A 21185-nucleotide genomic window follows, 5' to 3' on the forward strand; every position below is an offset into this window, starting at 1 on the left:
CTTATCCTTTTGCTTCGATTTGTCGCCTTCTTTGCCCCTCAGATCCAAATCAAAACTGTTAAAATCTTGCTCTGAAATCGCGTTGAGAGCGCCACCACTGGTGAAATCCCCATTGCCCTTGGCTTTAAACTTTCCCTCAAGGTTCAGTTCACCACCTGTGACAATGGTCAAATCTCCATCACTTTTGACTTCTGTCAAACGGTGCTCACTGCTTTGGGCGTTATAATGCCCTTTTTCCAATGTCTGCGCATGTTCACTTTCTAGCGCCAATGCACTAAACGTAGCAGAACCACCGACAATCACCGTCATCGGACCGCCGCTGGTGAATTCCCCACCCTCTGCGCCAAGATCACCAAGGGACTGAATGTTTAATTCATGATCAGAGAGAATTTGTCCCTGCTGCCCATCTCGATCAACAAAACCATATTCATTCGTGTCACGGATTTTAGCGGTACTATTGACAATCGTATCACCCGTCATGGTAACCGTATCACCATGAATAACACCGGAAGAATTGGCTAAAAGCCCTTGGCTGCTCAGATCTACAGCACCGCTGCCAAGCAAAAACCCACCATTATTGAACAACGTTTGCGTGGTCGAAACATGCAATGCACCATTACTTGATATGGTACCGCTATTGGCAAAACGGTCCGTCTCTATAGTGACGCCATTGCCTTTTATTCTAGCACTGGCGAAGTTTCCTTGCTGCGTTTTTGCCCCATAAACATCTTGTGCTAAAGAAGTGTTTGGTGCCAAATAAACATGAGGCACCAAAACCTTTTGTCCATCGACAAGGTGGGTCTCAAGCCAGATCATATCCTTTTTGATCCCAGCAATTTGCTGAGGCGTTAAGGGCTTGCCTAGCTCTAACCCCAAGGGATCTTGCTGCTCCACAGCATTGTCATAGAGCCTTTGCATTTGAGCATTGGGATCTTCAACATCAAGAAGAGTGCGATTGCCTGTCAGTTCAAAGATTTGCTCACCCACCAGACGATATTCAAAATAAGCATCCCCCAATCTTTTAAACACGTGCTCAGGCTTATAATTGCCAATCTTTTTTAAGTAATAGTCCGATCCTAAAAATTTACTTGGGTTGATAAAATCCTGTCGCGTCTCAACTAAAAACGGCACATCCGGTGATTGGCTGCCAGCCAACTCTGTCTTGACAGAGTTAAGCCCATCTTGCGTTGGCACTTGTATGGATTCTGGTGCGGGTGTTTTTGTGCTTGGTGCAAAAAGCCCTTTGTGCCCTTTCAAACCATTGATAATCCCATCTAATCGATCATCACTAATCAGTGGTTTGGAACCGTCAAAATCGGTGTTTTTAACACCAGCCAAACCTTTATCGCCAGAGCTTAAGCCAACTTGCTCAACCCCCTCACGCACCGCATGATTATCAATATAGCCTGTCAACTTGGCATCAAGCGTGCCACCAGCTTCAATCGTGCCGTAAACAGCATCATAAGTGCGTTTGGTTGTTTGGGTAAAAGTAGGACCGTCCCATTCTTCTGCACCTTGCGCTATACATCCTGGATTTGTGATACTACATTGCTTATATCTGTAGCGTGTTTTAGTCACAATCTTGGTTGTTTCGATTAAATCGCGCCCCTCATTGAGCAGCGTATCACCCTGCATCTCAATGTTGCCATTAGCAGCAATCAAACTATAACTATTGCGGATATCACCGGCATGAACCGTGAAATGGCGCCCTACCAAAATCTGGGCAGCATTATTGATAAAATGAGGCTGCTGACGAATGATCGTAGTGTCGATATTTTTCTTGATCCTTGTGTGTTTATCAACATTTGGGATATTTTCCCATTCTCCTCGCACGTAACTGTGAGAAATCACTTTATCGCTAACTTCAACCCCACCTTCGCGCATGTTGGTGAGAGCTGAGACATCGAAGGTCATATCGCCTGACACGGCTTCTAAAAGCCCCGAGCTGTTGATCACATGACCAGCCCGCTCTCCACTTAAGCCACGGATGATGAGATTGTCTTCAGCAATGACATCGGCAAACTTATTGATAAAATCCCCATCTAAGGAGAAAATGGCAGATTTCTTGGCATAAATCAGCCCACTATTACTCAGATCAGCGCTCACATTGAGCGCAACCCCATCACCACTTGAGCCAATACTGCCGGCATTGTCCAAAACATCTGCGGTTAAGACAAAAGCACCACCACTTTTGAGTACACCGTTTTCACCATTTAAAACCAGAGCAACTTGCCCCAATGACGGATCATGGCTTTCTGCTATAAGCGTAAAACTGTCACTGGCTAAAAGCTGACCGGAATTGGCTAAAGACCCAAGCTTCGCATCAACAACACCGCCCACCATAATACCGGAATTGCTTAAAACATCATGGCTGTTGAGAGTAAGTACCCCGCCTTGCGCTTCCACAAGCCCAGTTTGGGTGAGTGTGCCTGCCTTCAGCGTTACATCATAGGCGCCAACCTCACTTGTCTCACCCAGCGTCAAGATGCCATCGGTTGAGAGCTCTATCCGCTTTTTAGAGACAATGCGCCCCGTTTGGTTCAGAGTGTTTTGCGCATGCAAAGCAATGGTATCATTGCTTTCTATTGTGCCACTATTGCTTAAATCACCATGGCTGGTCAGTTGAAGGTCACCACGCTCAATCTCTATGTGCCCTGCTTGGATCACACTATCAGCAACAATATTGACTGCCCCTTGCGTAGAAATGAGACCATCAACATTCTCAAAACTGTCCACATCAATGCGCAAACCATCCCGCGCTAAAACATGCGCACCTTCATCATGTGTAGCGTTTTTACACTAAACGCCGATCACTCCATCTTAGACGGCAAAGTGAGCACTGAAAAAAAATTCAAAACAGTCTTTGATTTGCAAAACAATACGAAATGGACATTGAAAACAAGCACAAATAAAAAAATCCAGAATGAAAAACTGTTTGATATTGCTCAAAGAGCACGTTCTGATATTTCTGTCCTTAACATCAATAACAGCTCTATTGTTTTTGAAGAGCCAACTGAAAATCATTATCACACGTTGCACATAGGATCTGGCAGACCAAATACTAAAAAAGTCTACAATGCTACAGGAAAAGCAGAAATTCATTTCAACGTCGAATGGAGTGATAGTGCTGCCATAAACAAACAAAAAGCTGACCATCTTCTGATTCACGGTGATGTTTCAGGTACTACACTGGTTTATATCACTGGACATTTAGAAAAGAACAATATTAAAGCAGATGCTTCTGCTCTTACCAGTGCACGTGGTCTTTCACTCATTCAAGTTTCTGGGAAAGTAAATCAAAACTCTTTCAAACTTGCACAGGACTATATCACAATAAGTGGTTCACCTTATAAATATATACTGAAAGCTTATGGACCAAAATCAAACCACAGTAAAACAAATGCTGAACAAAACCTTTTAGGAGAAAATAAAAATTTCTGGGATTTTCGCTTACAACCAGTACTGCTTGATAGCAACTAAAAAGTAAAAACCATCGTGCCATAAATACAAGCTATTTTATCATGTCCTGTGCTCTCTTGTATGCTGGATTGACCGATATGGATAAGCAAAGTGCAACTGTTAGCCAATATGCGACATCTGTCTTAAGGAAAGAATAAGACAAACGGAATGGCTTTTTCTTATACGCCTATGGAGAAACAGGAAGCTTATTTTCTGATAAGTAGTGCTCCTAGTAAATATGGTTATAGCAGTGCTCATCTTCGTTATGCTGCTCTACAAGGAGCTATTAACCTTGTCGCGCAGAAGGGAAAAATATCTACAATACATTTTGGTCTTGTCGGAACCTACGGGCAACTCTCCTTCACTCCAAAGAATATGCAAGACAGCAAGTAAGAGCATATTGAATAAATGGTCATTTCAACTTACCGCCTATGGCAGTAAACAGCGTGACAGTGGTTTCTATCTTGATACGCTGTTATCCTATGGCTTCCTAAAGGGAAAGATCACCAATGCCCTCATTAGTACAACCGCAAAATTGAAAAATGCAAAAATGTTGGCGATCTCCACAACTGTTGGCAAACAATTTGCAACGGGTATCCAAGGCGTAGCATTCGAACCGCAGGCACAACTTGCCTATCAACATTTGATGTTTGATACCATTAAAGATGCTGATAATCTGACCATTGACATGTAAAATCCTTCTCAATGGATAATCCGTGTTGGTGGACGTTTGACAAAAACCATTGCCACTGAAAACAGCCGTCCTATGTCTTTCTATGGAAAAGTAAACTTGATCAAAACCTTTGGTGATGATCAGACACTCCATATCGATAAGGATTATAAACATGACCCCTCAGGAACTTCCCTTGAAAGTGGGTTTGGTATTAGTGCACAATTGTCCGCTAACCTCTCCCTTCATGGTGATGTCAGCTATCAACAAAAGCTTCAAAAAACTGGTATAAGTGGTGCAAGCTTTTCAGGAGGAATACGCTATCAGTTTTAAATCAAGACTGTAAAAAACAGCCTATTCAATTTAACAGAAAGGCAGCATACTTCTGCCTTTCTGGCTTATTATAAGCGTTTTTTTTAATAGAAAACAGTGAAATATTTGAAGACAGTCATTGACTATTGGATATTTTTTACAAAAAATTCTTTTTATAAAGAATAAAACTGTAAAACAGAGAACAACAAAAAACAAAATGATATTGTAAAATAATGAGAAGCTTTTCTAGAAAATACAGCATTACTATCTTTTGTTATTTCTCACAAATTTAATGCTTAAAATCCCAAAATAAAACTTTTGAACATAAAATGATAATTAAAAAATAATGCAATAATATCAAACAAAGGGATGTATGTTATAAGTCACTCATATATTTCAAAATGGGAGTTCTAATAGGATTTAAAATATTACAGCTCAAACACTGCCCAGCAAATTCATACTGAAAAAATCCTATTATCCTCTTCCCTCTTAAAAATGCCGCCAAACATCTCTAGAAACTTCAAAACAAATAAAATTGCATCTTCTCTTCTGTAAAATTGATCATGCTCTTTGATCTCTATGGACAATAGGCTCTATACTTGCTTCAAAGAACTCCTTTGTATAATCGTGTTGCGCATGTAGATTACGCAATTCATCATTGCTAAGCTCTTCAAGAATAATCCCTTTATGCATAATTCCAACACGTTCACAAATATGTGCAACAACAGCAAGATCATGGGATACCATTAAATAAGTAAGCTTTTTTCTCACGCGCAGTGATTTCAACAAGTTTAAAATTTCAGCCTGTACCGACACATCCAATGCAGATGTTGGCTCATCAAGCAATAACACCTCTGGCTCAATAATTAAAGCACGTGCAAGAGCAATACGCTGACGCTGCCCTCCAGACAACTCATGAGGATAACGATAAAGAAATGAAGAATCTAAACCAACGGAATCTAAAGCATCCTCTACCCGCTCTCTTTGATTATCCATCCCATGGATTTTGAGCGATTCAGAAAGAACCGTATGGACCATTTTTCTTGGATGCAGCGAAGCATAAGGATCTTGAAAAACCATTTGAATACAGCGTAAAAAATCCTTACTTTTTTTCTTTTCAACTTCTTGTCCAGCAAAAAGGAACTTTCCACTATAATCTGGAATAAGCCCCACCAATGTATTCAAAATAGTTGACTTTCCACATCCGGATTCACCAATCAAACCATAAGCTTCACCACGCTTAATATGAAAATTAACATTTTTAACAACTGTTACTGCCTTATGCCTATGACCAAAAGTTACAGATAAATTAGAAACATCAATAATATTCTCACAATTTGTCATGAGGAACCTCCTCAACACCATTAACAATCGTAGGATTATACAACCAATCAGGATCACGTTCAGGAACAGCCAAAATATCAACTGGATTATCAAGCCGTGGCAAACTCGCGAGCAACGCCTTCGTATAAGGATGACAAGCGTGAGACAAATCAGAAGCAGGCAACTCTTCTAACACACGCCCCGCATACATCACCAAAATACGATCACAAAAATCAGCAATCATATTTAAATCATGACTAATGAAAATAAGTCCCGTTCCAGATTTTGTCACAAGTTCATCTAATACGGATAAAACTTGCCGTCTGACCGTAATATCAAGCGCAGATGTTGGTTCATCGGCAATAATTAAATCAGGTTTTGGAATGAGCATCATTGCAATCATCACACGCTGCCCCATCCCCCCAGATATTTCATGAGGAAAGAGACGCATCACATGTTCAGGATCACGAATATGAACAGATTCTAACATAGATATGGTGCGCTCCCGCGCTTCAGCTTTTGAAACACGATAATGAATACGGTAAGCCTCCATAATCTGTTCTCCGATCCGTATTAATGGATTAAGTGAATATTTGGGGTCCTGTAAAATCATTGAAATACGTTTCCCACGGATTTTTCGCATCTGAGGTTCACTTGCGGCCAATAAATCAACATCCTCAAAGCGCATTTTTTTAGCTTTAACAATGGCTGCTTTTGGACTTAACCTTAGTATTGCGCGCCCAGTCATCGATTTTCCAGATCCGGATTCACCAACAATTCCAATTTTTTCTTTTCCAACAGAAAAACTAACGCCACGCACAACTTCTGAAATGCCGCGCGTTGTAGGAAAAGAAATACGTAAATCTTCTACTTCTAATAATTTATTACCCATTGCGTGGATCCAATACATCACGAAGACCATCACCTAAAAGGTTGAAAGCAAGACTTGCAAATAATATTGCACAGCCTGGTATTGCCGCCAACCACCAATTTGTCATCATAAATTCCCGCCCTGAAGAAAGCATCGCACCCCATTCAGGACTTGGCAGTTGAGCTCCCAACCCTAAAAAACCAAGACCAGCAGCCGTTAAAATAATTCCAGACATATCTAAAGTTAATCGTACAATCACTGAAGGAATACACATGGGTGCAACATGAAACAAAATAATTCGCCAAGCAGAAGCTCCTTGCAAGCGAACTACAGAAACATAATCAGAAGAACGTATTGTCAAAGTCTCAGCACGTGCTAAACGTGCAATTGGCGGCCATGCTGCAATTGAAATTGCAATAGAAGCATTTTCAATCCCTGGTCCCAATGCGGCTGAAAAGGCAAGAGCTAAAATCAAACCTGGAAAAGCAAGAAAAATATCGACAATACGCATGAGCACAGTATCAACCCATCCCCCCATATAACCAGATACAGTTCCAACAATAAGCCCTATTGGACCTACAATAACTGTTGTAAGAAAAACAACATAAAGAGTAATACGGGAACCAAAAACAAGGCGACTAAAAATGTCACGTCCCAATTCATCTGTTCCAAAATAATGCGCCATAGAGGGTGGCTGTAACCGATGACCTAGATCATTGCTAAGAAAATCATGCGTAGCAATCCAAGGAGCAAAAAATGCACATATGATAATAATACAAATAATAAGCAGACCGAATACAGCCGAAAAGTTATGAAAAAACTTAGCCAGTGCGTGATAAATTCTTTGTATGTTCGCTTGAATTATGGAGTTTGGAACAGGATCGTTTAACCAACTACCCAAAGAAGATGATGATTGCGATTTATGATGATTACTTACTGTCATATTCAACGTGTCCTTGGATCAAAAATGCGATAAAGCAAATCAGAAAATAAATTAATGGCGACAAAGATAAATCCTACAAGTAAAGTACATCCTACAACTGCATTCATATCTCCGGCTAAAAGAGCATTTGTCAAGTAATGTCCAAAACCAGGCCAAGCAAAAACTGTCTCCGTTAAAACAGCACCTTCTAATAAAAAAGCATAAGAAAGTGCAACAACGGTAATAATTTGAACAGCAGCATTTCGAAAGGCATGCCCCCAAACGGTTCGCGCCCACGATAATCCCTTTACACGTGCAGTAATGATATATTCCTGATTAAGCTGCTCAATCATAAACCCACGAGTCATACGGCTAATATAAGCCATAGCACCGAAAGCCAAGATCAAAGCAGGCATAATAACGTGACTAAAAACATTACCAAAAGCCTCCCATTGTCCTTGGCTTGCAGTATCCCAAAGGAAAAAACCTGTTTTTGGTTCAAAAGAATATTCATAAAGAAAATCAAGTCGTCCTGGGCCACCAACCCAGCCAAGCTTGGCGTAAAATATTAACAACGCCATTAATCCGAGCCAAAATGTTGGAGTAGAATAACTTACAAGTGTAAAAACACGGACAACATAATCAATAAATGAATCGCGATACATTGCTGCAAAAACACCAAATGGAATTCCAAGAGTTGTGCCAATAACAATAGCAACGGTTGCAAGCTCTAATGTTGCAGGAAATACACGCATAATATCGGCTAGAACAGGTCGCCCAGAAGTTAAAGCATCTCCAAAGTCAAACAAAAATACATTATGAAGATACTTCCAATATTGGACAATCAACGGCTTATCAAGACCCAGCTTATAATACATTGCATCATAAGCTTCCTGACTGATATTATCACCAAGAATAGATAGAACCGGATCTAGAGGAAGAAGATGACCAAGAAAAAAAGTAATCGTCACCAACCCAAGCAATGTGATAAAAACTGAAATAAGAAGTTTCAATCCTTTGCATAAAAAATCCCATAAAAATAATTTTTTCTGCTTTTCTGATACAGCTCTTTCAGTCTCTGAAAGTGGCAAAACCATTATAAAAATCCCCTCTGTAGCGACACAACATAAAGCAAATACCTTTTTTCATATAACGAAACAACCTCTTATTAAGCATGTTCTACAATCCTTCTCTATAACATGCTTCTTTTTATTTTTCTGCTTCATTGTAATAAAGTCTATAACTGTTCCAAATCCATTTTTTGACATCAGGTCCCATACCAACGGTATAATATGTCTGAAATAAATAAACCATAGGACCATGCTCTAGCACATAATGCTGTAAAGTACGATATTGCACAATGCGCTTATTGTGATCTTGCTCAAACAAAGCATCCATCACCATGTTATTAATATTTTTATCATAATACCCAGCACGCCAAGCTAAATACATATTGTGCTTTTTTGTAAATGTTGGATCAGGATTAAACACGTGATTTAATGAAGCTGGATGTCCATCAGGATCGGCACTCCCCCACCCCATAAGTGCAGTATCATAGTTTCCACCACGTACACGGCTCAACAATTGATTTTGTGCCATTTTTTCAATTGTAAGCTCAACACCAATTTTGCGTGCATTGGCTTGAATAGACTGTGCAACAGACGACATATAACTAAGGCTTCCAACTAAAAGATTAGCTTTGAACCCATTAGGATAACCAGCTTCAGTAATCAGTTGTTTTGCTTTTTTCAAATCCAACTGAAAAGGCAAGCCTTCTTTTTCATCTAAAGCACCTGGAACACCCAAGGACATATAAGTTGCCCGAGGAATAGCAATCCCTTTCAGAACAGTTTTTCCAAGACCTTCATAATCAACCAAATAACGAAGTGCCAATCTGACCTTTTCATTCGCAAAAATTGCATTCTTATTATTTAACGATAGGTAAATAATCTGCGGACGCAAAACACGACTAATTTTGACTGGGCCTCCCTTTTTTTCAAGATCTAAAATATCCTCTGAAGAAAGATCACGCACGATATCCACATCACCTTTTTCCAAAAGAAGTCTTTGACTTGATGAATCCGCTACATGCTGCACAACAATCTGCTTAATTTTAGGTACATCGCCCCAATAATGCTGTGTCGCCTCTAACACAACTTTATCTCCTGGAGACCAGCTCACCAATTTATAAGGTCCAACACAAGCTGTATGTGTTGCTAAATATTTATTCCCCATATCACCGTTAATACTCTGTGCTTCAATTGTTTCCCGATCAAGCAAAGCAGAAGCATAAGATTGTCCAATAACAGTCAATATGAGCTGAATAGGATAGGGTTTATCTAATTTTAATTGTAGAGTCTTATCATCAAGAGCCTGAATATTTGTTTCAACATTGTTTTTGGTAAATCCATAATCCATTAAAGATTGAGCATAGCTTAATCCTAATTTAATAATCCGCCGCATCGACCATACCAGATCTTGCGCTGTAGCCGTCCTTCCGTCATTAAACTTTAAATCATCACGAAGATGAAAAACTATTCTTTTGCCATTATCTAAAACATCCCAAGATTTTGCCATAGCAGGGCGAATTTTTGTAGGGTCATGCTCATCATATTGCACTAACGCGCTGCAAATATTCGTCAATAACTCACTCGTCACAACCTCAACAGTTTGCGCTGGATCAAAACTACTAATTGAATCAATATTCCATGCCATTACCAATATATCTTTAGATGAGGTACTGAATGCCGATGTTACAGCCCCATTAAAAAAAACGATTGCGCTTAATAAAATAGAAAATTTTTTTAATATTCTTTGTTTTCCCATTTTATCTCTTTCTATTGTATTCCTGTACCTTTTCACACAAAGTGATTATGATTTTGCTCTTTTAAATAGCATGGCATCAAACATCAACTTCATTTAATCGAACCAAGCATCTATAAAGTAATTCTCTTATATATCAATCTATATTCGGAATGCAGAGAATCTGTAACGATAAACAAAAAAACCTCCCCAATATAAACTTCCCATATTCATCCCCCCTATAAACGACCTTAATCATATACTGCACAAAGATCCCTCACAGTTTCATCCTTAAAAAACTGAAGAGCTCTTATATGGGAGAATATTTTCATCATGCAATTATGATTAAGCTCTTTTTAGCTTTGATAACATTAAAAAGACACGCTTATTTTTCAATTGCACTATAAAAAATACGCGGTGCACTATTCCAAACCCATTTTTTGACATCAGGAGTCATCGCGACAACGCTATACTGTTGAAAGATAAACGCATAAGGTCCTTTTTGCATAAGTTCACGTTGTAAATCAGCATAGAGTTGTGCCCGTTTTTGCGGATCTTTTTGAAATAACGCCTCTTCAACTTTTTGATTCATCTTGGCATCAAAATACCCATGCTGCCAACTAGGATAGGCTGTATTTCTAGCCTCAAAACGATTATCTGGATTATAAACAAGACGTGAAGCCATGGTATGAGGATCCGCAGAATCGTTATTCCATCCGATAAAAGCCGTATCAAAAGCCCGTGCATTAACTTTTGAAAACAACTGTGTACCTGCTACACGTTCAATTTTAAGACGCACGCCCGCCTGTGCAGCACTATCTTGAAGTGACTGAGCAAGTAACAAAGTATAAGGAGTGTTTGACACGAGAAAATTTGCCTCAAATCCATTCGGATAACCAGCTTCTGCTAAAAGCTGCTTGGCTTTTGCAATATCAAGTTTAAAGGGTTGCCCTTCTTTTTCATCTAAAGCCCCAAAGTTACCAAGAGGAATAAAACTGGCCCGTGGAACACCAACACCTTTGAGAAGCTTCTTGCCAAGACCTTCATAATCTATGAGATAACGCATCGCCAAGCGCACTTTTTCTTTAGCAAAAATAGGATTCGTCGTATTGAATCCCCAGTACATCATAGTTGGCACTAACACTCTTTCAACTTTAACATCTGTTGTTTTTTGCAGATCTGCAAGATCTTCAGGTGTCAAATTACGAGCAACATCAATATCGTGCTTTTGCAACAACAAACGTTGTGTTCCGGGCTCTGCAACATGGCGAATTAAAATCTGCTTCAGTTTAGGCGCTTGTCCCCAATAGTGAGAGCTTGCACGCAACAAAAGAGCTTCTCCAGGGCGCCAACTTTTTAACTGATAAGGACCAACACAAGCAGCATGACTCTTCAAATACTGATTTCCAAAATCGCCATCTTTTTCGTGTTTCATAATCGTCTTACGATCAAGCAAAGCTGTTGCACGACTCGCAACAATATTATTAAGAATAAGTTCTGCTGGATAAGGCTTATCAAATTTCATCACAACCGTTTTCTCATCGGGAGCTTGCAAAGCATCATCAACATTTTGTTCTGTAATTCCATATTCATTAAAAATTGCCGCATTACCCATCTTCAATTTGACAACCCGCTTCATACCCCAAACAAGATCATTGGCATTGGCTGATCTGCCATCATTAAACTTCAAACCATCACGTAAATGAAAAGTAATCACCGTACTGTAATCATCACCTGAAACATCCCAATGTGTTGCTAAAGCGGGAACCATTTTAGCAGGATCATCTGTCGCAGTACTCACCAAGTTATCACAAATATTGTAAATAATTTCACTTCCATAAACATCATTAAGTTGTGCGGGATCAAACGTACTGATTGCATCAAGATTCCAAGCCATCACAAGGGTATTAGCCGGTGTTTTTGCTGAAACTTGTTGTGCAACCATCGCCAATGCCATAAGAGCAGAAACAAGAGAGCTGCTACTTTTCAATATTGTTTTCTTCAAGTTCATAAACTTTTCCCTTTATTTATTTTTATCAATTAATGACGCTGAAATAATATAGCAAATTTATAATTATAGCATTGAATAAATACGTTCTAATCGCCTATATTTTTAATCACCTACACAGAGTCATCTACTTGATAAATTCATTGACTTACGTCTCAATAAACCACAGCGAACATGCAATATATGTTTTACTAACCAGTATTACATTCTTTTCATAACCTCTTTGCATATGATATATACACTATATCAGTTCCCTATTAATCATCAATAAGCCTTGTCGCCCAAAAAAATAGTGAGCTTTAAAAAAATCATTACGCAAAAATTTATGAATTCATTATTCTATTCCTTTAGGCGACATTTAAAATAAAATATGCAAACTTTAAAAATAGTCATCCCCCTCAAACACTCAGTTTCAAGATGCGGCGCATCTTTACTACATGACCAAAACGGCACTGAAACAGCAGAAAGACATAAGAAAATATCTTTTCTAAAACGCTACCCCCTACAAAAATCTGCTTAATCTTTTGAAAAATAAAGCTTACAATAAAAGAATACACACTAAAATGCATTCTCTCATTGATAAAAATAAAATTCATTAGACGTTTCCCCCCTAAAGACATAACGAATATAAACCCTTCTAAACTTTAGTGTGCATCATTGCTTTACCACTATAAAAATAGAGCAGAAAACAACATACAGCAACAGAACTCTCGTTTCCAGCGGAAACATACAGAGATTCAACGAAGCAATGTAGTGGATACAAGCCTGCATGAGCTTAATCATCTTCCAAAAAATTGGAGCGCACACGCGGCAAGATCACTCTACTAATAGAGGAAAGCTATCAGATAATAAAACCCAACACAAGCAGCTTGAGTCATTTAACTTCAATTTTTCATCGCTGCATTTCATTTTATATTGCCTAGGTAAGCATTGGGCAATCAACCTACATATAAATAAACCAACAGTCATATAAGCAAAGAAAAACAATGCAACAACAGCACCCCATCTAACAACCACTTTGCATTCGTCAACAAACATGAATAAAATATTCAATTAATTATAACAGTCATGTTATTAACGGAAATAAAAAAACTCTTCTGAACCATTACAAATGCCAAAAACTGTTTCCCAACATTGAGAGCTAGTAAATGTGTGATGGTGCCGATTTGCTCCTTCATAAACCTAAAGATGGAGTGCATTATGGACTTATCTGTCATACCATTCACGGGCTGCGTCGCGAAATGGGCTTTGGTGTACTAAATGTTTCTTTAAAACATACAAGACATTACCATTATCTCACTTCAGATACATAACAGTTAAGATATCACTCCTTTTTGCGTCTGTTTTTTCATCCTCAAAATTATACCTTTATCGTTTTTAGTGCCAACAACAATAAAAAATCATTGATATTCTATAGTTTGTATATTTCAATTATCTTATACAGTGGAATTGTATAATTTATACATTTATTAAATAATTCAATTATTATCCTATTGATCATTACTCTTACAAAAGAAAATTTGCCAATTTATCGACAAAAACATCCTTCAAGATGATCATTAACAATCCCTACAGACTGCATAAAAGCATAACAAATTGTGGGGCCAGCGAATGTCCAGCCACGTTTCTTCAAGTCTTGAGAAAGACGAAGAGAAGCAGGAGTTATGGGATGAGCCGACAGTGTTTGAAAGTCTATCTTTTCATAACGCTCTGATTGTGGTGGTTGAAAAGACCAAAAATAGTGGGACAAACTCCCCCACTCTGTTATAATTTCCTGTGCTCTCAATGCATTATTAAGCACCGATTGAATTTTTCCTTGATGGCGAACAATGTCTTTATTCTGCATTAACATTAGCACCTTTAGCTCATCATAATGAGCAATCTTTTCAAAGTCAAAGTGATCAAATGCAATGCGAAAAGAAGAGCGTTTTTTTAAAATTGTCAACCAAGAAAGCCCCGCTTGGAAACCTTCAAGACAAATTTTTTCAAACAAATGGATATCCTCAAAAACAGGCTTTCCCCATTCATTATCATGATAAGCACAATAAAGTGGATCCGTTCCAGCCCATGCGCAACGAACTTTTCCATCCACTCCCTTAAGAAGACCTTCCGCAAGCATTGCATTACCCCCCGTATTAAAAGAGCATTCCTTGATCATCACTAGGCGATTTTATTTGCTTATGTTTTGAACGTTTAGCGGAAACAGGCTCTTGTGTTGCAACACGGATATCACCATCAAAAAAACGTAAATTTATGTGCCCCGTTTCAGGAAACTGAGCCAAGCGTTTAATGGGCTTATTCTCTTTCCCCAAAGCCAAAACAAAACCGCGCTCCAAAATATTCTGATATGAAGTGCTCCTTAAAAGCCTAGATACTACCTCTAACCCAGCACGTTGTTTTTCCACACTACGCACAAAAGCACGCTGAAGACGTGCCGTATATTCCTTTGTATTGCGTTGTGCTTTTTCAGTATTAAGCAAACGCGGTGAAAGACGCACACCAAGTGCATGAAAAGAAAAACGTTTTTTATCGTAGCTCACACAAAGAGCACGCTGTAATCGACTTGAAATTTCATCACAACCACGCCGTGGTAGAGCAAAAAGTTGATCGGCAGTCGGAAGAGCTCGTAGAGCAGCACGCAGTTTTTGTCGATAAAAATCAAAATAACGCGCAAGTCCCGTGCGCAAACGTGCACCAAGCGATGCCACCAGCACCTCGAGATCAAGCTTAACAGGAACAGCCCGTTCTGCTGCAGCAGTGGGAGTTGGAGCGCGCCAATCAGCCACATAATCAATCAAGGTCCAGTCCGTTTCATGCCCAACAGCAGAAATAACAGGAAGAGAAGATTCATAAACAGCACGAACAACAGCTTCGTCATTAAATCCCCACAAATCTTCTAAACTCCCCCCCCCCCGTGCAACAATAAGAAGATCAGGCTTAGGAACAACGCCTCCTAAAGGCAACGCATTAAACCCTTCAACAGCAGCAGCCACTTCTTTCCCACTTGTTTCCCCCTGAACACGTACAGGCCAAACCAAAATATGCAACGGAAAACGATCGGATATACGATGAATAATATCACGAATAACAGCACCTGTTGGTGATGTTACAACGCCTATAATTCGAGGCATATAAGGCAAAGCTTTTTTCTTAGCTTCATCAAATAAACCTTCTTCTAAAAACTTTTTCTTACGATTTTCAAGAAGTGTCATCAAAGCACCAACCCCAGTTGGTTCAAGAGCCTCAATGACAATTTGATATTTTGATGATCCTGGATACGTCGTAAGTCTACCAACAGCAACCACTTCCATCCCTTCTTCAGGAGGAAATTTGAGCTTTTCCATCACTCCACGCCAAATAACAGCTTCCAACCGCGCCTTATCATCTTTTAAAGCAAAATAAGCATGTCCTGAAGCATGAGCACCACGGTAACCTGATATCTCCCCACGCACCCGTACATAACCAAACTTTTCCTCAACAACACGCTTTAAAGCCCCTGCTATTTCGGAAACAGTAAATTCCGCAACATTCGTTGCACTTATTTTTTCATCAAACAAATTTGCCATTTTTCAATTCACGGAAATTGAAATATTCAGTCTTAACATTCACACAAACACATTTTTAATTTTAACGAAATTGATTTCCTCCCAACATCTCAAAGGATGGAGATTACTATCAGTCCACCGGACTAGCTTCTCTCGGTGGGGTTACACCTGCTGACCACTCCATGCGGTTTACTTCATAGGCGCGACAGCCAAGCCTACCCTGAATACTGATCACGATATCTAAAAACACTTAATATGTAAAGCTTTTCATGCCTTATATCACCGCTCTAAACAACAGTATTTTATGGCGTAATAAGATAAAAGAGCTCTTTAAATAGCGTATCTTGAAATTACATTCTATACACAACATATCAATGCGCTACCGATAAGCTTCAACGTTTTGCAAAGTTCTTAACCCCCATACAAAACGCTGAAGTTATCATGATTTCATTCTTGTTGTATTTTACAGCATTAAAATCCACTTATTTTTCAATTGCACTATAAAAAATACGTGGAGCACTATTCCAAACCCATTTTTTGACATCAGGTGTCATCGCTATCGTGTGATACGTCTGATAAATAAAAGCATAAGGTCCTTTCTGCATAAATTCACGTTGCAAATCAGCATACATTTGCGCCCGTTTTTTGGGATCTTTTTGAAACAACGCATCTTGAACCTTTTGATTCATCGTTTCATCAAAATACCCATGGCACCAACTCGCATAGCCTGTATTTTTAGCCTCAAGCCGATTATCTGGATTATAAATAAGGCGTGAAGCCATTGTATGAGGATCCGCAGAATCATTATTCCATCCGAAAAAAATTGTATCAAAAGTACGTGCAGATAGTTTTGAAAATAACTGCGTGCCTACGAAGCGTTCAATTTTAAAACGCACCCCCACCTTTTTTGCATTGTCTTGGAGAGACTGAGCAATAGGCAACGCAAAAGGATAAGGAGAGGCACCGGCAAAAATACTGGCCTCAAAACCATCCGGATAACCTGCCTCTGTTAAAAGTTGCTTTGCTTTTTGGAGATCAAGTTTAAAGGGTTGTCCTTCTTTTTCATCCAAAGCTCCAAGATTACCAAGAGGAATAAAACTTGCACGTGGAATACCAACATCTTTGAGAAGCGTCTTACCGAGACCTTCATAGTCAATAAGATAGCGCATCGCTAAACGCACTTTTTCATTGGCAAAAATAGGGTTTGTCACATTGAACCCCCATATGATCACGGATGGCTCTAACACTCTTTCAACTTTAATATCCGTTGTTGCTTGGAGATCTGCCAAATCCTCTGGCATCAGATTACGTGCAACATCGATATCGTGTTTTTGCAACAATAAACGTTGTGTTCCAGGTTCCGCAACATGGCGAATTAAAATCTTCTTCAATTTAGGCGCCTCACCCCAATAATTGGAGCTTGCACGCAACAAAATTCCTTCTCCAGGGCGCCAACTCTCTAGCTGATAAGGACCAACGCAAGCAGAATGGCTTGCCAAATACCGGTTTCCCATATCACCATTTTTTTCGTGTTTCATGAGTGTCTCACGATCAAGCAAAGCAAGAGTACGACTAGTGGCAAAATGGCTAAGAATGAGCTCTGCTGGATAAGGTTTATCAAATTTCATCACCACCGTTTTGTCGTCCGGTGCTTGAAAAGCCTCATCAACGTTTTGTTCTGTGATACCATATTCATTAAATGTCGCCGCAGTAGCCATCTTCAATTGAACAACCCGCTTCATGCTCCAAATAAGATCATTAGCATTCGCAGGACGACCATCGTTGAACTTTAAACCATCACGCAAGTGAAAAGTAATCACCGTACTCTGATCATCACTTGAAACATCCCAACTCTTCGCTAAAGAAGGAACCATTTTAGCAGCATCATCTGTAGCAGAAACGACTAAATTATCACAAACATTAACAAGAACTTCATTACCATAACGGTCATTGATTTGTGCGGGATCAAATGTACTTATTGTATCAAGATTCCAAGCCATCACAAGCGTATCAGCAGGTGTTTTCGCTGAAACTTGTTGCACAAACATCCCCATTGCAAGAACAGCAGAAACAAAAGAACTGCCTTTTTTCAATATTTTTCTTTTCACGTTCATAGAATTTTCCTTTTAAGATTTAAGGTTATTGTATAACTTCCCCATGTGACAACATGCAAAAATGATAAGATCATGCTTAGAAAACACGCCTCCCAGAGGTAAAATATCAAAACCTCCAAGAGTAGCAGCCACTTTTCAAAAGCTCATTCTCCCCGAACACGTATAGGACAAATGAACATATGCAACGCAAAACGATCTGATTAAAATAAAGCTATCACGCACGATAGCACGCGACATCACTGCACTTACAATTCAGAGCATATCAGTCCAAAATTTTTCTTTGCTTCATCCAAAAGATTTCTTCTTCAAGTTTCTTCTTGTTATTTTCTAAAAAGTATCATCAAAGCGTTACTCTAATTGCTTCAAAACCCTCAAAACAATTTGATATTTTGATGATTCTGAATAAATTTTTAGTCGCCATATTCACCCTTCTTAAGAAGAAAACTCGAACCTTATTATAACTCCGTATCAAATAACAGCTTCGAACCTATAGATTATCATATTTTAAGCCATAAGGAGTGTAACCTGAGGTATAAGAAGAGTAGCTTGATGTTTCCCCACGTACCTGCATAAAATAGTTTTTTCACTAAAACATTTTAAAGTCCCCCATTTTTTCATAAACACTAAATTTTGCTTTATTCTTTACACCTGTCTTTTGCAACAAATAAATTTATTACTTTCTATACACGTAGAATTTATCGAGATAAATAACCTCTCTTCCCAATAGAATGTTTTGAAATAAAATTCTCTACACAACATAGTAATCCATTCCCTATAAAATTCAACGTACTGCAAAGTGTTAAAGAGCTTTGCAATACATTAAATATACATGATCATGTTTTTTATATTTTATAAACCTGATACCTTCTTATTTTTCAATTGCACTATAAAAAATGCGTGGTGCACTATTCCAAACCCATTTTTTGACATCAGGTGTCATCGCTACAGAAACATATGTCTGATAGATAAAAGCATAAGGTCCTTTCTGCATAAATTCACGTTGCAAATCAGCGTACATTTGCACTCGTTTTTGAGAATCTTTTTCAAACAACGCTTCTTGAACCTTTTGATTCATCGTTTCATCCAAATACCCATGGCACCAACTCGCATAGCCTGTATTTTTAGCCTCAAACCGATTATCAGGATTGTAAATAAGACGTGATGCCATTGTATGGGGATCTGCAGAGCCATTATTCCATCCGAAAAAAATCGTATCAAAACCACGCGCATAAAATTTTGAAAATAACTGCGTACCTACGAAACGTTCAATTTTAAAACGTACCCCCACTTTTTTTGCATTGTCTTGGAGGGACTGAGCAATAGGCAACGCAAAAGGATAAGGAGAGGCACCAGCAAAAATACTGGCCTCAAAACCATCCGGATAACCCGCCTCTGTTAAAAGTTGCTTTGCTTTTTGAAAATCAAGTTTAAAGGGTTGTCCTTCTTTTTCATCCAAAGCTCCAAGATTACCAAGAGGAATAAAACTTGCCCGTGGAACACCAACATCTTTGAGAAGCGTCTTACCGAGACCTTCATAGTCAATAAGATAGCGCATCGCTAAACGCACTTTTTCATTGGCAAAAATAGGGTTTGTCGTATTAAACCCCCATATGATCATGGAGGGCGCCAACACTTTTTCAACGTTAATATCCGTTGTTGCTTGGAGATCGGCCAAATCCTCTGGCATCAAATTACGTGCAACATCGATATCGTGTTTTTGCAACAATAAACGTTGTGTTCCAGGTTCCGCGACATGGCGAATTAAAATCTTCTTCAATTTAGGCGCCTCACCCCAATAATTGGAGCTTGCACGCAACAAAATCCCTTCTCCAGGACGCCAACTCTCTAGCTGATAAGGACCAACACAAGCAGAATGACTGGCCAAATATCGGTTTCCCATATCGCCATCTTGTTCGTTTTTCATGAGTGTCTCACGATCAAGCAAAGCAGCAGTGCGATTAGTGGAAATATTGCTAAGAATGAGCTCTGCTGGATAAGGCTTATCAAATTTCATCACCACCGTTTTCTCATCTGGTGCTTGAAAAGCCTCATCAACGTTTTGTTCTGTAATCCCATATTCATTAAATGTTGCCGCATTAGACAATTTTAATTTGACAACCCGCTTCATACCCCAAACAAGATCATTGGCATTCGCAGGACGACCATCATAAAACTTTAAACCATCACGCAAATGAAAAGTAATCACCGTACTCTGGTCATCACTTAAAACATCCCAACTCTTCGCTAACGAGGGAACCATTTTAGCAGCATCATCTGTAGCAGAAACGACTAAATTATCACAAATATTATTAACCACTTCAATTCCATAACGATCATTGAGTTGTGCAGGGTCAAATGTACTTATTGGATCGAGATTCCAAGCCATCACAAGCGTATCGGCAGGTGTTTTCGCTGAAACTTGTTGCACAAACATCCCCATTGCAAGAACAGCAGAAATAAAAGAACTGCCCTTTTTCAATATTTTTCTTTTCACGTTCATAGAACCTTTCACGTTCATAGAATTTTCCTTTTAACGTTTATTGTATAAATTCCCCATGCAGCAAAACGTGCTTAATAATTAAGTTTAGACGAACGATAGGCTCCTAAAGATCAAACTTTAAAACCTTCAAGAACAAGCACCTCTTGCCAATGACTCCTCCTGTCTACATTTATAAGCCAAACTAAAACATACAAAGGAAAACACTCTGATATACAATGAACGCTCACCAACAACAGAGCTTATTCACGATATCATAACGCCTACTATTGAAGACTATAAAACCTGTATTTTTTCTATCTTGTTAAGCAAGCTTGTCTCGTATTTCTTCCGGCGTATTCTATACCATCAAAACACTACCCCTTTTGGCTCAAGTACCTTAATAACAAAGAGCCTTCATAACAATTTGACTATTTGATAAAACAGAAAAACTCGTTAATTTGCCAAATGCAACGACTTTTATTCCTTCTTCAAAAGAAAATTTAATTTTTTCATCACTCCCCGTAAAATAGCACCCTTCAATTGGCATCTCATCATCTTTCAAAGCAAAAGAAAATATGAACACCATAAAAAACTGATATCCCTTGTGTACCCCTCATAACAAAACTTTCCTTCAACATCGCAAAACCTTTGCACCTTTAGCACGACTAAATTCCGCGACA

Annotated in this window: 12 protein-coding genes and 2 pseudogenes; 2 read left to right on the forward strand and 12 right to left on the reverse strand. The window is 38.9% G+C overall.

All coding sequences use genetic code 11. The features are described from left to right. A pseudogene (locus tag ACFIJJ_RS06565) lies at positions 1–2796 on the reverse strand (filamentous hemagglutinin); the annotation flags it as partial. On the opposite strand from ACFIJJ_RS06565, the pseudogene ACFIJJ_RS06570 reads away from it, so the two are divergent. Next, a pseudogene (locus ACFIJJ_RS06570) lies at positions 2794–4462 on the forward strand (autotransporter outer membrane beta-barrel domain-containing protein); the annotation flags it as partial. The pseudogenes ACFIJJ_RS06565 and ACFIJJ_RS06570 sit on opposite strands and share 3 nt — an antisense overlap. A 540-nt stretch (positions 4463–5002) precedes the next feature. Here the strand turns inward: ACFIJJ_RS06570 and ACFIJJ_RS06575 are convergent. The 6 genes from ACFIJJ_RS06575 to ACFIJJ_RS06600 form a co-directional block, all read right to left on the reverse strand. Then, positions 5003–5785, reverse strand: a complete 783-nt coding sequence (locus ACFIJJ_RS06575; RefSeq protein WP_375623859.1) for an ABC transporter ATP-binding protein — start codon at positions 5783–5785, stop codon at positions 5003–5005. After that, positions 5772–6656, reverse strand: a complete 885-nt coding sequence (locus ACFIJJ_RS06580; RefSeq protein ID WP_273790733.1) for an ABC transporter ATP-binding protein — start codon at positions 6654–6656, stop codon at positions 5772–5774. Before ACFIJJ_RS06580 ends, ACFIJJ_RS06575 begins: the two co-directional genes overlap by 14 nt. Next, positions 6649–7578 carry an ABC transporter permease gene (locus tag ACFIJJ_RS06585; protein WP_273790732.1) on the reverse strand — a complete coding sequence of 310 codons (930 nt, stop codon included), beginning with the start codon at positions 7576–7578 and terminating at the stop codon, positions 6649–6651. Before ACFIJJ_RS06585 ends, ACFIJJ_RS06580 begins: the two co-directional genes overlap by 8 nt. Before the next feature lie 2 nt (positions 7579–7580). Then, a complete protein-coding gene (locus tag ACFIJJ_RS06590) occupies positions 7581–8654 on the reverse strand; it encodes an ABC transporter permease (protein WP_375623856.1) in 1074 nt (357 codons plus the stop codon). Between the two features lie 112 nt (positions 8655–8766). Beyond that, positions 8767–10383, reverse strand: a complete 1617-nt coding sequence (locus ACFIJJ_RS06595; RefSeq protein ID WP_375646392.1) for an ABC transporter substrate-binding protein — start codon at positions 10381–10383, stop codon at positions 8767–8769. 361 nt (positions 10384–10744) lie between these two features. Continuing rightward, a complete protein-coding gene (locus ACFIJJ_RS06600; protein ID WP_375646394.1) occupies positions 10745–12370 on the reverse strand; it encodes an ABC transporter substrate-binding protein in 1626 nt (541 codons plus the stop codon). Positions 12371–13515: 1145 nt separating this feature from the next. On the opposite strand from ACFIJJ_RS06600, the gene ACFIJJ_RS06605 reads away from it, so the two are divergent. Further along, positions 13516–13680: a hypothetical protein gene (locus tag ACFIJJ_RS06605; RefSeq protein ID WP_375646395.1), complete on the forward strand. Its 165-nt coding sequence runs from the start codon at positions 13516–13518 to the stop codon at positions 13678–13680. A 215-nt stretch (positions 13681–13895) separates the two neighbouring features. Here ACFIJJ_RS06605 and ACFIJJ_RS06610 read toward each other — a convergent pair whose 3' ends face one another. The 5 genes from ACFIJJ_RS06610 to ACFIJJ_RS06630 form a co-directional block, all read right to left on the reverse strand. Next, positions 13896–14525 (reverse strand): DNA-3-methyladenine glycosylase I, encoded by a 630-nt coding sequence (locus tag ACFIJJ_RS06610; protein ID WP_375623848.1) that lies wholly within the window; start codon positions 14523–14525, stop codon positions 13896–13898. Continuing rightward, a complete protein-coding gene (gene xseA / locus ACFIJJ_RS06615; protein ID WP_375623846.1) occupies positions 14503–15933 on the reverse strand; it encodes an exodeoxyribonuclease VII large subunit in 1431 nt (476 codons plus the stop codon). The genes ACFIJJ_RS06610 and xseA overlap by 23 nt, the downstream gene beginning before the upstream one ends. Before the next feature lie 461 nt (positions 15934–16394). Further along, on the reverse strand, positions 16395–18026 hold the full coding sequence (locus ACFIJJ_RS06620; protein ID WP_375623844.1) for an ABC transporter substrate-binding protein: 1632 nt from the start codon (positions 18024–18026) through the stop codon (positions 16395–16397). A gap of 868 nt (positions 18027–18894) precedes the next feature. Next, a complete protein-coding gene (locus tag ACFIJJ_RS06625; RefSeq protein WP_375646403.1) occupies positions 18895–20526 on the reverse strand; it encodes an ABC transporter substrate-binding protein in 1632 nt (543 codons plus the stop codon). Positions 20527–20902: 376 nt separating this feature from the next. Then, positions 20903–21091, reverse strand: coding sequence for an exodeoxyribonuclease VII large subunit (locus ACFIJJ_RS06630; protein ID WP_375623842.1), 189 nt, complete (start codon positions 21089–21091; stop codon positions 20903–20905). Positions 21092–21185 lie beyond the last annotated feature (94 nt).

This window comes from Bartonella sp. TT29SHDZB (genome assembly GCF_042193395.1).
Classification (GTDB): Bacteria; Pseudomonadota; Alphaproteobacteria; order Rhizobiales; family Rhizobiaceae; genus Bartonella.

Coding starts and splice junctions, on each gene's coding strand:
- xseA (WP_375623846.1), bottom strand. CDS start 15,933: ATGGCAAATTTGTTTGATGAAAAAATAAGTGCAACGAATGTTGCGGAA.
- ACFIJJ_RS06585 (WP_273790732.1), bottom strand. CDS start 7,578: ATGACAGTAAGTAATCATCATAAATCGCAATCATCATCTTCTTTGGGT.
- ACFIJJ_RS06605 (WP_375646395.1), top strand. CDS start 13,516: ATGTGTGATGGTGCCGATTTGCTCCTTCATAAACCTAAAGATGGAGTG.
- ACFIJJ_RS06580 (WP_273790733.1), bottom strand. CDS start 6,656: ATGGGTAATAAATTATTAGAAGTAGAAGATTTACGTATTTCTTTTCCT.
- ACFIJJ_RS06590 (WP_375623856.1), bottom strand. CDS start 8,654: ATGGTTTTGCCACTTTCAGAGACTGAAAGAGCTGTATCAGAAAAGCAG.
- ACFIJJ_RS06620 (WP_375623844.1), bottom strand. CDS start 18,026: ATGAACGTGAAAAGAAAAATATTGAAAAAAGGCAGTTCTTTTGTTTCT.
- ACFIJJ_RS06595 (WP_375646392.1), bottom strand. CDS start 10,383: ATGGGAAAACAAAGAATATTAAAAAAATTTTCTATTTTATTAAGCGCA.
- ACFIJJ_RS06610 (WP_375623848.1), bottom strand. CDS start 14,525: ATGATCAAGGAATGCTCTTTTAATACGGGGGGTAATGCAATGCTTGCG.
- ACFIJJ_RS06630 (WP_375623842.1), bottom strand. CDS start 21,091: ATGGTGTTCATATTTTCTTTTGCTTTGAAAGATGATGAGATGCCAATT.
- ACFIJJ_RS06600 (WP_375646394.1), bottom strand. CDS start 12,370: ATGAACTTGAAGAAAACAATATTGAAAAGTAGCAGCTCTCTTGTTTCT.
- ACFIJJ_RS06575 (WP_375623859.1), bottom strand. CDS start 5,785: ATGACAAATTGTGAGAATATTATTGATGTTTCTAATTTATCTGTAACT.
- ACFIJJ_RS06625 (WP_375646403.1), bottom strand. CDS start 20,526: ATGAACGTGAAAAGAAAAATATTGAAAAAGGGCAGTTCTTTTATTTCT.